The following is a 15010-nucleotide window of genomic DNA, read 5'->3' as shown; positions in this document are numbered from 1 at the left end:
AGGCGGCGATGAAACGCCATGGATTCCCGCATCGCGGGAATGATGCCGGCAGGAAGACTTCCGATGTCGATCGTCAGCAACGGCTACCAATCCGGCTTCGGCAACGAGTTCGTCACCGAGGCGGTCGCCGGCACCTTGCCGGTCGGGCGCAATTCGCCGCAGCGCGTCGCGCACGGGCTGTACGCCGAGCAGCTGTCCGGAACGGCGTTCACCGCGCCGCGTCACGCCAACCGACGCAGCTGGCTCTACCGCATCCGTCCGGCGGCGATGCACGGCACGTTCGTGCCGTTCGCGCAGCCGTACTTCCACAACGACTTCGGCGACGGCCCCGTCACGCCGGACCAGCTGCGCTGGAGCCCGCTGCCGCTGCCGCGGCAGCCGACCGATTTCGTCGAAGGCCTGTTCACGATGGCCGGCAACGGGTCGGCGGCCGCGCAGACCGGCATCGGCATCCATCTGTACGCCGCCGATCGCGACATGCAGGGCCGCTGGTTCTACGACGCGGACGGCGAACTGCTGATCGTGCCGCAGCAGGGCGGCCTGCACATCGAGACCGAACTCGGCGTGCTCGACGTCGTTCCCCACGAGATCGCCGTGATTCCGCGCGGCGTGCGCTTCCGCGTCGCGCTGCCGGACGGTCCTTCGCGCGGCTACGTGTGCGAGAACTTCGGCGCGATGCTCAAGCTGCCCGACCTCGGTCCGATCGGCAGCAACGGCCTGGCCAATCCGCGTGACTTCCTCGCGCCGAACGCCGCGTACGAAGACGTCGAAGGGGATTTCGAACTCGTCGCGAAGTTCCAGGGCCACCTGTGGCGCGCACCGATCGGTCATTCGCCGATCGACGTGGTCGGCTGGCACGGCAACTACGCGCCGTACAAGTACGACCTGCGCCGCCACAACACGATCGGCTCGATCAGCTACGACCATCCCGATCCGTCGATCTTCCTCGTGCTGCATTCGCCCGGCGAGCACGAGGGCGTCAGCAACATGGACTTCGTGATCTTCCCGCCGCGCGTGCTGGCGATGCAGGACACGTTCCGTCCGCCGTGGTTCCACCGCAACGTCGCCAGCGAGTTCATGGGACTGATCCATGGCGCCTACGACGCGAAGGCCGAAGGGTTCGCGCCAGGCGGCTGCTCGCTGCACAACAGCTTCACCGGTCACGGTCCGGACGCGGCGACCTTCGAGAAGGCGAGCGCGGCGGACACCTCGAAACCGGACTACATCAAGGACACGATGGCCTTCATGTTCGAATCGCGCGCGGTGATCCGCCCGACCGTGCAGGCGATCGACGCGGCGCATCGTCAGCGCGACTATCAGGCGTGCTGGCAGGGATTGCGCAAGAATTTCCCGGCGGCGTGACGGGAAGCCCCGGCACTCGCGGATCGCGACATCGACACACACTCTTCCCGCAGACGGTCGCCGCAGTAGCCGCGACCATCGGCGACATCCTCGAAAACGGAGTCCGACCATGAAGCTTGGCAGTCTCAAGGAAGGCGGCCGCGACGGCACGCTGATCGTCGTCAGCCGCGATCTCGCGCGCGCGGTGCGCGCGACGGCGATCGCGTCGACGTTGCAGCAGGCGTTGGAAGACTGGTCGAACGTGGCGCCACGGCTGAACGCGCTGTCGGAAGCCTTGAACGACGGCAAGGCCGAGGGCGCGTTCGCGCTGGACCCGGCCGCGCTGGCCGCGCCGCTGCCGCGCGCCTACGAATTCGTCGACGGCAGCGCCTACCTGCCGCACGTCGAGCGCGTGCGCCGCGCGCGCGGCGCCGAAGTGCCGGAGAGCTTCTACGTCGATCCGCTGATGTACCAGGCGACCAGCGCCGGCTTCTACGGCCCGCGCGATCCGATCCTCGCCGCCAGCGAGGACTGGGGCATCGACCTCGAAGCCGAAGTCGTCGTCGTCACCGACGACGTGCCGATGGGCGTCTCGGCCGAGAATGCGGCGGGGCATGTGCAGCTGATCGGTCTGGTCAACGACGTCTCCCTGCGCAATCTGATTCCGGCGGAGCTGGCCAAGGGCTTCGGCTTCCTGCAGTCCAAGCCGCGCTCGGCGCTGTCGCCGGTGTTCGTCACGCCGGACGAGCTCGGTGACGCCTGGCGCGCGAACAAGCTGCACCTGCCGATGCGCACCTGGATCAACGGAAAGTGGTTCGGCGAGGCCGAATGCGGCGTCGACATGCAGTTCGACTTCGCCCAGCTCGTCGCACACGCGGCGAAGTCGCGGCCGCTGTCGGCCGGCACGATCGTCGGCTCTGGCACCATCGCGAACGAGGACACCTCCAAGGGCGCCTCGTGCCTCGCCGAGCAGCGCACGGTCGAGACGCTGCGCGACGGCAAGCCGTCGACGCCGTTCCTGAAGTTCGGCGACACGGTGCGCATCGAGATCACCGACGCCGCCGGCAAGAGCCTGTTCGGCGCGATCGAGCAGGTCGTGACGAAGCAGGCGGTGTGAGGCGATGAGCGCCGACGCCGAGCCGGACGACTTCACGCTCCACGACTACTGGCGCTCGAGCGCCAGCTATCGCGTGCGCATCGGCCTGAACCTGAAAGGACTGCGCTACGCGCAGAAGCCGGTGCACCTGGTCAGGAACGGCGGCGAGCAGCACGGCGCCGAGCATCACGCATTGAATCCGATGGACGCGGTGCCGGTGCTCGTGCACGGCGCGAACGTGATCCGGCAATCGCTGGCGATCCTGGAATACCTCGACGAAGTCGCCGGTCCGGCGGCGCCGAGACTGCTGCCGGTCGACCCGCTCGCGCGTGCGCGCGTGCGGTCGCTCGCGCTGCTGATCGCCTGCGACGTGCATCCGCTGAACAACCTGCGCGCGATGCAGTACCTCGAACGCGAACTGGGCGCGGCGGCGGACGTGCGCGAGACCTGGATGCGGCACTGGATGGCCGAAGGATTCCGCGCCTTCGAAGCGCTGCTCGCTACCGACGCCGCGACCGGTCTTTGTTGCCACGGCGATACGCCGACCCTGGCCGACGCCTGCCTGATTCCGCAGGTCTACAACGCGAACCGCTTCGGCGTGGATCTGGCGCCGTTCCCGACGATCCGGCGCGTCAACGAGCATTGCCTGTCGCTGCCGGCATTCGATGCGGCGCGGCCGGAGCGGCAGCCGGACGCCGCATGAGGCGCACCTAGTCGTTCCTGGTCCGATCCACGTGGATCACGTGGTCCGGCGCTTCTGATTCGACGCTCAAGGGGGTTCTTCGCCAGCGCGGAGCGGCCGTCATTGGCGCACCTCCGAGCACGCTCCATGCGTAGCTGCCAGCGCTGCAAAGCAGAAACGCATAGCCGGCTGTCGTAGCGCTCCGCCATTTCAGAGGCGTCGACGGATCCAGCGACATCACGGCGGCCAATGAATGGGGCGCCAGAAACCCTGCACGTATGCCGCTGCCGAACAGATAAAGGCCGATGACGAGCAGACCGAGCGCGACTTCCCGGTCCCGATGAAAGCGTATGAAGGTCAAAAGGAATGCGCTTTCGGCGAGCAGCCATGGGAAATCGTTGCCAAACTCCAGCAGCTGCGCGATTGCGAAGACGGCTGCGGCGACCAATGAGGCGAGCAGAACTCGCGACATTCCCGCTCAGCCGGCGATGTAGCGCTGCAACTGCTCGATCTGCGTGCTCTGCTCGCTGATCAACGCCTTGACCAGGTCGCCGATCGAGACCACGCCGACGACCTTGCGGCTGTCGACCACCGGCAGATGGCGCACGCGCCGGTCGGTGCACAGGCGCATGCAGGTTTCCACGGTGTCGTCGGGGCCGACCGTCAGCACGTTCGGCGACATGATCTCGCTGACCGGCGTGTCGTTGGAGTGGCGGCCCATCAGGATCACCTTGCGCGCGTAGTCGCGCTCGGAAACGATGCCGACGAGCTCGTCGCCGCGCATCACCAGCAGCGCGCCGATGTAGTGGTCGGCCATGGTGCGGATGGCGTCGAGGACGGGTGCGTCGGGGCCGACCGAGTAGATGTCGCTGCCTTTTTCCGCGAGCAGATGCTTGACCTGAAGCATGCGTCCTCCGCCGGAGCGCGGCCTTGCGCCGCGACGGGAAGTGTAGCGCCGCCGCGCGGACGAGGCTCGCCGCCGCGCAGCACGCGGCGGCGAGTCGGCGGGGCTAAGGGCAGTCGAAGCCGTCGGCGAACAGCACCGGAATCAGCGGCGCCTCCGCACTGGCGTCGTTGTTGGCGGCGACCGGATCGGTGCTGGCCGAGGTCGCCGAGGCGACGAGCGTGACCGGCCCGGCCAGCGAGCGTGCGACGCAGGCATGGGTCGTCACGACCAGCGTCGCGCCGGAGGCCAGCGTCGGGAATGCGCATGGGAACGCCGTCGTGCAGTCGCCGCTGTTGGATTTGAACGTCAGGCCCGCGGGCAGCGCGCTGGTCAGCTGCACGTTGGTCGCCGCGGCGGGACCGTTGTTGGTCACGCTGATCGTATAGCTCGACTCCATGCCGGGCTCGACGCCGCTCGGCGGTGTCAGCGTGACGGCGAGATCGGCGCCTTCGCCGACCTCGCCGACCGGCAACGGCCAGGCCCACACGCCGCGGCTGCGCGTGTAGGCGGCCAGGGTGGTGAAGCCGCGGTCGATCGACAGGCTCCAGACCATCACGTGCGGCAGGCTGTCGAAGCGCTGCCAGACCGGCGTCGCCGCTGTGATGTCGTCGGTGAAGTACAGACCCCAGTCCATGCCGACGAAGACCTGCCTGGGAATGTGCGGATTGACGATGATCGCGTTGGCCGGGATGTCGGGCAGGTTGCCGCTCTTGTCGACCCAGTCGAAGCTCGCGCATTGTGCGGTGCAGGTCACCTGCAGCACGTGGCCCGGAGTCGCCGGCGCGTTCGCGGTGAAGCCGCCGATCGCAGCGTAGCCGACCAGCGGGTTCAGCGGATCGGTGGCGACGTCCATGACCGGCCGGTTCGGCAGCACCACGTTGCCGTCGGTCACATCGACCGCCGTCGCCGCACCGGAGGTGCCGAGGCCGAACACGTACTGCACGTTGCCGTCGTTGGTGCCGACGATGGCGATGCTCGGGTCGGTGACGGAATAGTGCACGTTATTGATGAACGAGCGCGCCTGCAGCGAGCCCTTGGTCAGGTCGGCGGTCTTGGCCGCCCAACCGTCGCCGTTGACGCCGCCGGTGGTGGTTTCCCACACGCGATTGGAGCCGGCGATCAGGTGCGTGCAGCCCTGCGTGCTGGTGCAGCCGCTGCCGGCCACGTCGAGCGCGCCGTAGCGGTAGATGTCGAACGGGAAGATGAAGCTCAGCGTGTCGCCGCCCCAGTCGCCGGAGGCGAAAGCGTCCGCGTCGTTCGGCCCGTCGGTGCTGACGACCACGTTGCCGTTCTGGCTGGAGTAGTACCAGCGCTGGCCGAGCACCGGCTCGATGCGCGAGACGATACCGTCGGCGCCGTTGGTCGCGTTCCAGGCGCTGGCTGCGGGCGTGCCGGAGAACACCGCCGCCGCGCTGCCGTTGTCCTGGAAGCCGGCGGTCACGCCCGAGCTGGCGGACGTGGCGAAGTTGGCCGTGATGTCGCCGTGGTAGACCTCGATCGTCGGCAGCGTGTCGTTGAGGGAAATCCAGCTGGCGTTGTCGTAGCTGGTCGCCGTCAGCGCGTTGCTAAGGTAGTAGACGCCGCCGTCGTTGCCGTTGAGCACCTTGTTCGCGTCGCCGCCGACGATCGCGCGCGCATGGTTGTCCGGATGCACCGGGCCGTTGTCGTAGGCTCCGGTCAGATTGGTCCAGGTGGTGCCGCCGTTGGACGAGCGGTACAGGTCGACGGTGCTGAGGAAGACGACGTTCGGATCGGTCGGCGAGACGGTGATGCCGGCGTCGTACCACATCTGCGAACCCGGATCGCCGGGCTTGCCGGTCTGCGCCCAGGTGTCGCCGCCGTCGGTGGTCTTCCAGATGCCGGTGATGCCGCTGTCGGACGGGTTGGCGAACATCGCGTAGAGCGTCATCGAGTCGCTCGGCGCGACGGCGATTTCCAGGCGTCCGCGCGAGGTGTTCGGCGTGCCGTTGCCGGTGCCGCTGGGGAAACCGTTGGCGAGCAGGGACCAGTCGGAGACGGCCGGGCAGCCGCTCGCCGGCATGTTCGCGCGATAGACGCCGTTGGCGCCGTTGTTGACGAGGTCGGGCTGCACCGGCGTCGGCTGGCTGCGCGTGCCGACGGCGGCGTACAGCACGGTGCTGCCGCTGCGATTCACCGCGACCAGGCCGGTCATGTCCTGGCGTTGCGGCGGCGTGGCCGTGTTGTAGGCGTTGGTGTAGCAGGGGCCGGCCCAGTTCGCGCCGGCGTCGTAGGAGAAGTACAGGCCGGTCTTGGTGCCGACGATGACGTTGTCGGAATCGTTCGGATCGACCACCACCTTGCCGATCGCCTGGTACTGCGGAAAGCCGCCGGCGGACGGGCCGTACATCGGATTGAACACGTCCAGGCCGAGCAGGCTCCAGGTCTCGCCACGGTCGGTGCTCTTGAGGATGCCGGCCGCGCCGAAGGAGAACGAGCCGAAACGCAGGTCGCCGGTGCCGGCGTAGAGCACGGCCGGGTTGTTCGGATCGAGCGTGAGGTCGCCGATCGCCATGCTGGCGATCTCGGGAAAGTCGGTCTTGATTTCCCAGGTCGTCGCCGCCGAACAGCAGTTGGTGGTCTTCCAGACGCCGCCGCCGTCGGAGCCGATCCAGGCGACCGCCGGATCGCTCGGATCGCTGACGATCACGTTCGTGCGTCCGGCGTTGCTGCCGTTGCCGAAGCCTTCGCCGACCAGCGGCTTCGGGCCGAGCAGGGTGAAGGCGTCCGGATCGAGCGCGAAGGCCTGGTTCTGCGATCGCGAGTAGCTGCGCTTGCCGGTCGGCGTGGCCGACGCGATGCGCTTGTCCTGTTTGGCTGCATCGAGCAGCCAGGTCGGCTCGAAGCGCATGTGGTGCGGATCGCCGGCGTAGGCCAGGCGCGTCGCCCAGTAGTCGCCTTCCACCGGCGGGCGCCCGCCTTCCTCCGCTTCTTCGAACCCTCCGCGTGCGAACGGCCTTTCGGCTGCGTGCCAATACCAGCCGCCGGCCGCTGCGAGGATTCCCGCGGCCATCCATCCAGCGAACTTCCGCATCGACTCTCTCCCAGTCGCTCAGGGGCTGAGCATCCATCCGTCTCGCAGCGGATCATATTCCGCTGCAAGGCAGGTGGCAGACCTGCTGTACGCGCCGGCGGATTTGTCCAGTGCCTGCGTCCCGCCCGGGCGGCGAGGTCAGCTGCTGGGGAGGTATTCGTCGATCAGATACAGCGGACGCTGCTTGGATTCGACGTACAGGCGGCCGAGGTATTCGCCGATCACGCCGAGCGCCATCAGCTGCGCTCCGCCGAGGAACAGCACGACCACCATCAGCGAGGGGTAGCCGCGCACCGGGTCGCCGAGCCACAGCGCCTTGCCGAGCACCCATAGGCCGAACAGGAAGGCGACGATCGCGGTGAGCAGGCCGAAATAGGTCGCCAGCTTCAGCGGCGCGCCGGAGAACGAAGTGATGCCCTCGATGGCGAAGTTCCACAGCTTCCAGTAGTTCCACTTGGTCTCGCCGGCGTAGCGCGGGTCGCGGTGGTAGACCACCGAGATCTGGCGGAAACCGACCCAGGTGAACAGGCCTTTCATGAAGCGCTGGCGCTCGCGCACCTGCTTCAGCGCGTCGAGCGCGCGGCGCGAGAGCAGGCGGAAGTCGCCGGTGTCGCGCGGGATCGGCGTCGAGGACAGCTTCTCCATGACGCGATAGAAGCCCGAGGCGGTGAACTTCTTGAAGCCGGTCTCGCCGGCGCGTGACGCGCGCGTGCCGTAGACGACGTCGTAGCCTTCGCGCCAGTGCTGCACGAAGGTCGGGATCAATTCGGGCGGATCCTGCAAGTCGGCGTCGATGACGACCGCGGCGTCGGCGTCGACGTAATCGAGGCCGGCGGTCAGGGCGAGCTCCTTGCCGAAGTTGCGCGACAGCTTCAGCGTCGACACGCGCGCATCCCCCTCGCGCAGCGAGGACATCACCGCGTAGGTGTCGTCGCGGCTGCCGTCGTCGACGTAGAGCACTTCCGATTGCACATCGAGTTGATCGAGTACGGCGGCCAGGCGTGCGTGGAACTCACGCAAGCCCTCGCTCTCGTTGTAGGCCGGCACGACGACGGTGAGTTTCGGCATGGAAGCGACCATCCTGGAAAGCGCCGATGCTAGCCGACCGCGATGACGCGCGGAATCGTGCGATCAACGCGGCAGGTAACCTGCGCCGCCGAGCTGGTTCGCCTGGCGCTGGATCCAGGCCACACGGCGCTGCACGTACGGCGAGGGCCGATCGACGCGCAGGCGCGCCGGATTGGGCAGCACCGCGGCGAGCAGGGCCGACTGGCGCGCGTCGAGCTGCGCCGGCGCGACGTGGAAATAGCGTTCGCTCGCCGCCGCCGCGCCGTAGAGGCCGTCGCCGAACTCGGCGATGTTCAGATAGACCTCGAGGATGCGCCGCTTCGGCCACAGCGCCTCGATCAGCACGGTGAAATACGCTTCCAGGCCCTTGCGCACGAAACTGCGGCCGTTCCACAGGAACAGGTTCTTCGCGACCTGCTGGCTGATCGTGCTGGCGCCGCGCAGGCGCTCGCCGTCCTCGGCCTCGGCCAGCGCGTCCTGGATCGCGTCGAAGTCGAAACCGTGATGGCTGGGAAACTTCTGGTCCTCGGCGGCGACCAGGGCGATCGGCAGCGCCGGCGACACGCGTTCCCACGGCGTCCAGCGATAGTGCAGCGAGAAGTCGCGATCGCCGGCGAGCCGGGCGCCGAGCCAGTCCTGCAGCATCACCGCCGAGGTCAGCGGCGGCACGAAGCGCAGCGCGAGCACCGCGAGCAGGCTGGCGGCGAGCCACACCGCCGAGGCGAGCAGCAGCCAGCGAAGCAGGCGACGCGTGAAGGAGCGGGCGGTGGACATCGGAAGTGTGGCGGTCCGAAAACGACACCGGCGCGGAGGTCCGCGCCGGTGACTTGCAGCTTAGCCCGCCGTCGCTGCGGGCGGTACTCGTCTCAGTGGCACATGTATTCACCGCCGCTGCCGCTGGCTTGCTCGAAGCCGTTGGCGAAGATCACGTCGGTCGGGCCGCCGTTGCCGATGCTGACTTCGTCGAGCCAGAAGCCCGAATACTCGGCACCGCCGTCGCTGGAGAACCGCCAGCGGATCTTCACGGTCTGGCCCGCGTAGGACGCCAGGTCCGAGCCGAACGAGCGGAACACCGGCGTCGCCGTGTCGTTGTTCGGGTCGGCCGCGTTGCTGGCGGTGCTGACGCCATTGAAGGCGCGGCGCGAGGTCGGGAAATTGCAGCCATTGCCCTGCGTCTGCGCGAAGCTGCTCGGATAGCCGCCGGTCGGCGGCAGATCGTTCCAGGTCGCGCCGCCGTCGGTCGAGATTTCGGTGACGGCACCGTCCCACTGATACTCGATGTTGTACTGCGCCTTGTAGCTCAGGCTCGCGTTCGCGGGCAGGGTCAACGCCGGCGTTTCGATGCTGGCGCATGCTCCGGCCGGATACAGGGCGCCGTCGGCGGCGTTGTGGTAGCTGAAGGTGCCGGCGCTGGCCGCGGTGTCGGTGATCTGCCACGGCGCCTGCATCGTCATATAGGCGTGGGTGTCCACGTCGTCGAGGAACGCGGCCGGATCGGGTCCGTCGACACCGCTGGGCGTCGCGGCCACCGTGCTCGACACCACGCTGGTGTTTCCGGTGGAGTCCTTGGCGAACACGCGGTAGAAGTACGGCGTGCCGTTGGTGACGCCGGTGTCGGCGAACGTGGTCGCAGTCAACGCGCTGGTCAGCGTGGTCGGCGCACCGAAGTACGGATCGGTATCGCGCAGCACGGTGTACTGGATGTCGGTCGCGGCCGGACATTGCGAGGTCGCGGCCGCCCAGTTCAGATCGACGCTGCAGCTGGAATTGGCGCCGTCGGCGACCAGCGAATGCGTGTCGAAGGACGGCAACAGCGTGCACTCGTCCTGCGAAACCACATTGAAGCACGCGGAGATCTCACCCTCGACGTCGTTCTGCACGCCGCGCACCTTGTAGGCATAGCTGTAGCCGCCTTGCGTGCGGGTGTCGACCAGCGGCGAGGCGGCGCCGGCGGCGACGAGGTGGAAGTCCCCGGCCGCCGCGCTGGCGCAGGTGCCGTCGGCGCGATAGAGCTGGAAGCTCTGCGCACCGGCCGCCCCGGTGAAGCCGATGCCGATTCCGCCGGTGCCGTTGCTGGCCGCGCTCAACGCCGTCGGTGCCGGGAACGCAGCGGAGTCGGGCATGCCGAAGGCGCCGGAGACCGCCAGCGCGTAACCCTGGCGATCGGAGCCGGAGCTGCCGTCGCCGGGCACGTTGGCCGCCTTGACCCGGAAGGTATAGCTGCCGGCGACCGGCGTGGTCAGGCGCACTTGTTCGACGGTGTCTTTCGCGTTCGCGGAGCCGCCCGGAGTCGAGACGCCGGAAGCGAAGTGGTTGCCGAGATAGGTGCCGCCCGGTCCGACGACTTCGAGGTCGAGATCGTTGATCAGCGCGGAGGCAACGCCCGGTGCGGCGTCGACGTCGAACCAGGTCAGCGTCGCGCGCAGTTCGACGCCGGCGGCCACGTTCGCAATGGTGTATTCGTTGACGTCTCCGGTCTCCAGGCCAGCGGCGTTGGTGCGCTCGAACAGGCGCAGGCGGCGGCTGTCGTCGCCTCCCGGCATCGTGTTCTTGAACCACAGATTGCCGTCGAGCCAGGCGCGTCCCCAGCCGTTCTCGACCGTGGGCCACGTCGTGCTCACCAACGGGTTGGTGCCGTTGAGCAGCACCGCCTTCATCAGCGCACCGGTCGGATTGTGCGGATCGGCCGCGGTCTCTTCGCCGCGTGGATAGAAGCCTTCGCTGAAGTACTGGCGCATCAGCGCGGCGTTGCCGGTCAGGGTCGGCGCCGCCATCGAGGTGCCGGAGATCGAGCGCGTCTGCGGCGCCAATACGGTCGAAGTCACCGGGGTCGCCGACGTGCTGTTGCGCGCCGAGACCACGCTGCTGCCGGGCGCCGCGATGTCCGGCTTGGCGCGACCGTCGGCGGCCGGTCCGAGATTGGAGTAGCTCGCGTGTGCGGTGCTGCCCGCATGGTTGAGCGCGGCCACGCTGAGCGCGTTCTTCGCGTTGCTGGGCGATCCGGTCTGCGTCGGGCCCGGATCGTCGTTGCCGGCCGAGACGATCACGAGCAGGTCCTCGTGGCGACGCGTGATGTGATCGAGGTCGGCGTCGTTGCCGGTGTATTGGCCGGCAGTCGGCGCGCCCCAGCTGTTGTTGTGCAGGCGCGCGCCGCCGGCGTGCGCCTGCTCCAGCGTGCCCTGGAAGTCGGTGACGATGACGGCGGTCGGCGACGTGCCGCCGATATCCTGCATCAGCAGCTGCGCGTTCGGCGCCATGCCGTCGGCCAGTTCGTGGTTCGGCAACGCCGGCGTCGACGCGACATATGTGGAAGCGCCGAACGTTCCGGCGGCGTCGCCGACGACGGTGCCGGTGGTGTGCGTGCCGTGGCCGGAGGTGTAGTCGTAGTCGACGGCGCCGCCCGGTTGCGTCCAGTACGCGATGATCTTGTTGTCGGGGTACAGCGCGCCGATGTTCGGCAGCGTCGGCGCCGGGTTGTCGGCGAACGTGACTTCGGTGTGCGGTCCGGTGCCCTTGTCCAGCGTCGCGAACCACGCTGCGTTCGGGGTCGTGCCGGAATCGGCAACCGCGACGATCTGACCGCTGCCGGTGAGGCCATGATCCCAGATCGGCGACGGTCCGCAGATCACGCCGCTGCCGGCGCAGGCCGCGGTCGAGTTGCCCTGAATGGCACCGACCGAGCCGGAGTTCATCGTGCGCGGCTGGATCCACGGCATCACGTAGCTGACGCCGTCGACGGCGGTGGCGGCACGCACCAATGCGTCGAGATTCGCCGCGTCGACTTCGGCGCGCACGTACGGCGTCGCCTCTGCGCGCTCGCTGCGTGCGGTGATGGTCACGCTGGGAACGGCCTTGCGCAGCGATTCGGCGATGTTCGCCGACGACACGCCATTGAATGCGTGCACGATGATCTCATAGCTGCCGCCTTCCTGCTTGGCGGCCGAGGCGAGGCGCTTCGCGGTCCACAGCTGCGGATCGAGCTTCATCGCCGGCTGCAGCGTTCCGGCCCAGCGCACTCCCGGATGCGCCTTGAGCGCTTCGATGCCGTGTCCGTTCAAGCGCACGTAATAGGCATTGTTCGGCACGTAGCCGAGGAACTGCACGCCGCTGGCGGCGAGCGCTTTCTGTTGGCGCAGCTGACCCGGCTGGAACTGCACGATGGCGTAGGCCGAGGGAGCGTCCGGAGCCGCGCCGACGGCGCTGGCGTCCAGCTGTTGCGTGGCGGGGTTCAGGACGCCGCTGCGCAGGATGATGAGATTCGGATTCGCGCGCGCGGCTTCGATGGCCTCGATCGACGGCGCGGCGGCGGCCACTGTTTCTGCAGCGATGGAAGCGACGGGTGCGCCGGCGCTCAAGGCGACGGCAAGAGCCGCGGCGAGCGCGGTGCGGGCAGGCAGGTTCAGCATGTGGTGTTCCCCAGGAAGTGAGCCGACAACTGGTCGAGTATGCGACGAGGTTCGAGTTTCGGCATAGGCCTCCAGATGGAATCCTCGATCCGGCTGGAGGTGCTCGGCTCTGGCTTGGGCAGAGTAGCAATGGCGCGGCTCTTCTTGACGGTCGCTCGGCAGAAGCCTGCAGCCCGCCGCACGGGCGCTTGGAAGAGCGGTTTCGTGAGCTGCGACGCGATTTTTCGCAAAGCTCGAGCCCTCAGGCCCCTGTTAGGTTTTCGTAAATGAGCTATACTCCGCCACCAAAGGATCAGGGAACTCGGCGGTTCGCAAGTACTCTTTCCTTAACGTCTTTCCCAGGGTTGCAGCAGTAGCGGCATCGATGAAATCCCGCCTCGCCAGTTGGCTGTTGATTGCGCTGTTCCCGCTTGCGGGTGCGGCGCAGCAGCCGTTGCCGTCCCTGGCGCCGGTGCAGGCGCACGGCAAGACGCCGCTGGTCGATGAGCTGCTCGCGCTGGATGCCTCGCCGTCGACGCTGCCGCAAGGCGCGCCGGTCGTGCCGATCTGGTCCGGCGCGGACGGCCAGCTGCTGGCGGTCGTGGCGTTGCCGCGCGAATTGAATCACTCCCCGATCGATCCGACTCCCGGCTACGCCGGTCCGTCGAGCTGGTATCTCGCCGGAAGCTCGACCGCCAGTGCGGGTGGCTTGAGCTGGCAGCTCGGCAATGGCTTTCGTGCCGATGCGGTGCTCGGCCAGTATCTGGCCACGCCATCGGCCAACTGCACGTCGAGCGACTGCAATGCGGCAGTGGTCACGCCGTGGGCGCGCAATTCGATGACGGGTGCGGTCGGCTTGGGCTGGACCGGAGTCGACGGCGCCTTGGATCTCTCCTATGGCCTGTCCTGGCTGCAATCGCAGCCCAGCAATGTTCGTGCTTTCGGACAGCAGCCGCTTTCGCTCGGCGACGGTGTCGTGCCGGTGCTGACCTTGCCGGGCGGATTGAATTCCTACGGGCTGGACTCGGAGACTTCGCTGTACGCGCGCGGTCGCTGGCAGTTCGAGAACGGTCCTGCGCTGGATCTGTCGGCGAGCTACGGTCGTGGACGTCTTTCCGCGCTCGGTCAGGGCGGATTGCCCGGCATCGACCTCGATCAGCTTTCGCTGAGTCTGGGCCTCGGCGCAGGTTCGCTGCGCGGTGCGATCGTCGGGCACGTCCTGCGCAGCGACGATCCGATGTTCGCCGGCAAGCGTTGGACCACGCTCGACCTCGGCGTCTCGTGGCGCACGCCGTGGAGCGGCGAACTCAGTGTCGGCACGCAGAACATCTTGAATGCCCCGCTCAATACTCCGCGCGATGCGGACGGGCAGCAGAACCGCACGCCGTATATCCAGTACCGCCAGGATCTCTGAGGGCGCAAGCCCCTCGATTCTCTCTTCCTCATTCGCGTGATTGCATCGACCTCGCCACGGTCCGTGGCGGACGCTGTCGATTCGATGGCGGCCGTTCTTCCGGCGTCGTCGCGAACTCCCTCTCGATGTGATGCGGCGGCCGATGACGGACGTAATCCGGGCTCGATTCGAGCGCCGGCCGCATTTCCGTTCGGCGCCGGTCGCGTGAGCCCGACCGCTTCGGCTGAAAGTTGTAAATCATTGAAGTAAAAAGAATTTACAGATTCGTTAAGCCCTCGCTCAGGGATTCCCATGTCGTAAGAATCTTGTTAGTATCGGCAACTGCCGAGGGTTTTGGTGGACCGTTTTGGTCGTTCCCAGGATGGGAGAGCACATGTCCCGAGCTGTGACACAACTCTGACGTTGGAGAGTGAAATGAATTTATCGAGCAACGAGCTTTTCAAAGCCGTGCGCTATGCGTTGTACACGGGTGCCGCTGCAGCGGTCACCCTGACCGCGGCACCGGCCTTCGCGCAAGATCCGCAGGGCGAAACGCAGTCGCTGGAAACCGTCACGGTGACGGGTTCGCGCATTCGTAAGGCGGACGTCGAAACCGCCCAGCCGATCCTTGTTCTGGATCGCGCCGCGATCGAGAAGCAGGGTTTCAACTCGGTCGTCGACATCCTGTCGAACCTGACCGAAGCCGGCTCGCCGCCGATCAGCCGCTCGAGCGTGCTGGCCTCCGGTGAGAACGTCGGTGGCTACTACATCGACTTGCGCAACCTCGGCCCGAACCGCACGCTGATCCTGTTGAACGGCAAGCGCCTCGGCGCGACCAGCGATGGCCTGCAGGATCTCTCGCAGGTTCCGGTGGCGTCGATCGAGCGCATCGAAGTCCTGAAGGACGGCGCCTCGGCGATCTACGGTTCCGACGCGATCGCGGGCGTGGTCAACATCATCACGCGTCGCAACTACGACGGTGCGGAAGCCAGCGCCTACATCGGTCAGTACGACGACGGCGACGGCACCAAGCAGACCTACAGCATG

At 67.5% G+C, this 15010-nt stretch carries 11 protein-coding genes; 5 read left to right on the top strand and 6 right to left on the bottom strand.

Annotated features, from left to right (window positions below):
• Nucleotides 1-63 precede the first annotated feature (63 nt).
• The 3 genes from hmgA (at nt 64) to maiA (ending at nt 3140) form a co-directional block, all read left to right on the top strand.
• Nucleotides 64-1362 (top strand): homogentisate 1,2-dioxygenase, encoded by a 1299-nt coding sequence (gene hmgA / locus J7520_RS16930; RefSeq protein ID WP_291190811.1) that lies wholly within the window; start codon nt 64-66, stop codon nt 1360-1362.
• A gap of 109 nt (nt 1363-1471) precedes the next feature.
• The gene (locus J7520_RS16925) at nt 1472-2458 is read left to right on the top strand and encodes a fumarylacetoacetate hydrolase family protein (RefSeq protein WP_291190808.1); all 987 of its coding nucleotides are present in this window, start codon (nt 1472-1474) and stop codon (nt 2456-2458) included.
• Between the two features lie 4 nt (nt 2459-2462).
• Complete coding sequence (gene maiA, locus J7520_RS16920) at nt 2463-3140, top strand: maleylacetoacetate isomerase (RefSeq protein WP_291190805.1); 678 nt, start codon at nt 2463-2465, stop codon at nt 3138-3140.
• 7 nt (nt 3141-3147) lie between these two features.
• Here the strand turns inward: maiA and J7520_RS16915 are convergent, their stop codons facing one another.
• From J7520_RS16915 to J7520_RS16890, 6 genes are all read right to left on the bottom strand, one after another.
• Nucleotides 3148-3591 (bottom strand): hypothetical protein, encoded by a 444-nt coding sequence (locus J7520_RS16915; RefSeq protein WP_291190802.1) that lies wholly within the window; start codon nt 3589-3591, stop codon nt 3148-3150.
• A 6-nt stretch (nt 3592-3597) separates the two neighbouring features.
• Nucleotides 3598-4026, bottom strand: a complete 429-nt coding sequence (locus tag J7520_RS16910) for a CBS domain-containing protein (protein ID WP_291190799.1) — start codon at nt 4024-4026, stop codon at nt 3598-3600.
• A 103-nt stretch (nt 4027-4129) separates the two neighbouring features.
• Nucleotides 4130-7117 (bottom strand): hypothetical protein, encoded by a 2988-nt coding sequence (locus J7520_RS16905; protein WP_291190796.1) that lies wholly within the window; start codon nt 7115-7117, stop codon nt 4130-4132.
• A gap of 138 nt (nt 7118-7255) precedes the next feature.
• Entirely contained in the window at nt 7256-8185 is a 930-nt protein-coding gene (locus tag J7520_RS16900; RefSeq protein ID WP_291190793.1) for a glycosyltransferase family 2 protein, read from the bottom strand.
• 63 nt (nt 8186-8248) lie between these two features.
• Nucleotides 8249-8959: a monofunctional biosynthetic peptidoglycan transglycosylase gene (mtgA, locus tag J7520_RS16895; protein WP_291190790.1), complete on the bottom strand. Its 711-nt coding sequence runs from the start codon at nt 8957-8959 to the stop codon at nt 8249-8251.
• Nucleotides 8960-9051: 92 nt separating this feature from the next.
• On the bottom strand, nt 9052-12591 hold the full coding sequence (locus J7520_RS16890; RefSeq protein WP_291190787.1) for a S8 family serine peptidase: 3540 nt from the start codon (nt 12589-12591) through the stop codon (nt 9052-9054).
• Nucleotides 12592-12955: 364 nt separating this feature from the next.
• Between J7520_RS16890 and J7520_RS16885 the strand changes: the two genes are divergently transcribed.
• Both J7520_RS16885 and J7520_RS16880 read left to right on the top strand, forming a co-directional pair.
• On the top strand, nt 12956-13984 hold the full coding sequence (locus tag J7520_RS16885; RefSeq protein ID WP_291190784.1) for a hypothetical protein: 1029 nt from the start codon (nt 12956-12958) through the stop codon (nt 13982-13984).
• A 414-nt stretch (nt 13985-14398) separates the two neighbouring features.
• Nucleotides 14399-15010 (top strand): TonB-dependent receptor plug domain-containing protein (locus tag J7520_RS16880; protein WP_291190781.1); only part of this gene is annotated, 612 nt, incomplete at its 3' end.

It is taken from the genome of Dokdonella sp., from assembly GCF_017744955.1.
GTDB lineage: Bacteria > Pseudomonadota > Gammaproteobacteria > Xanthomonadales > Rhodanobacteraceae > Dokdonella_A.
The sequence above is the reverse complement of the archived record's forward strand: the minus strand, read 5'-3'. Positions and strand labels throughout refer to the sequence as shown.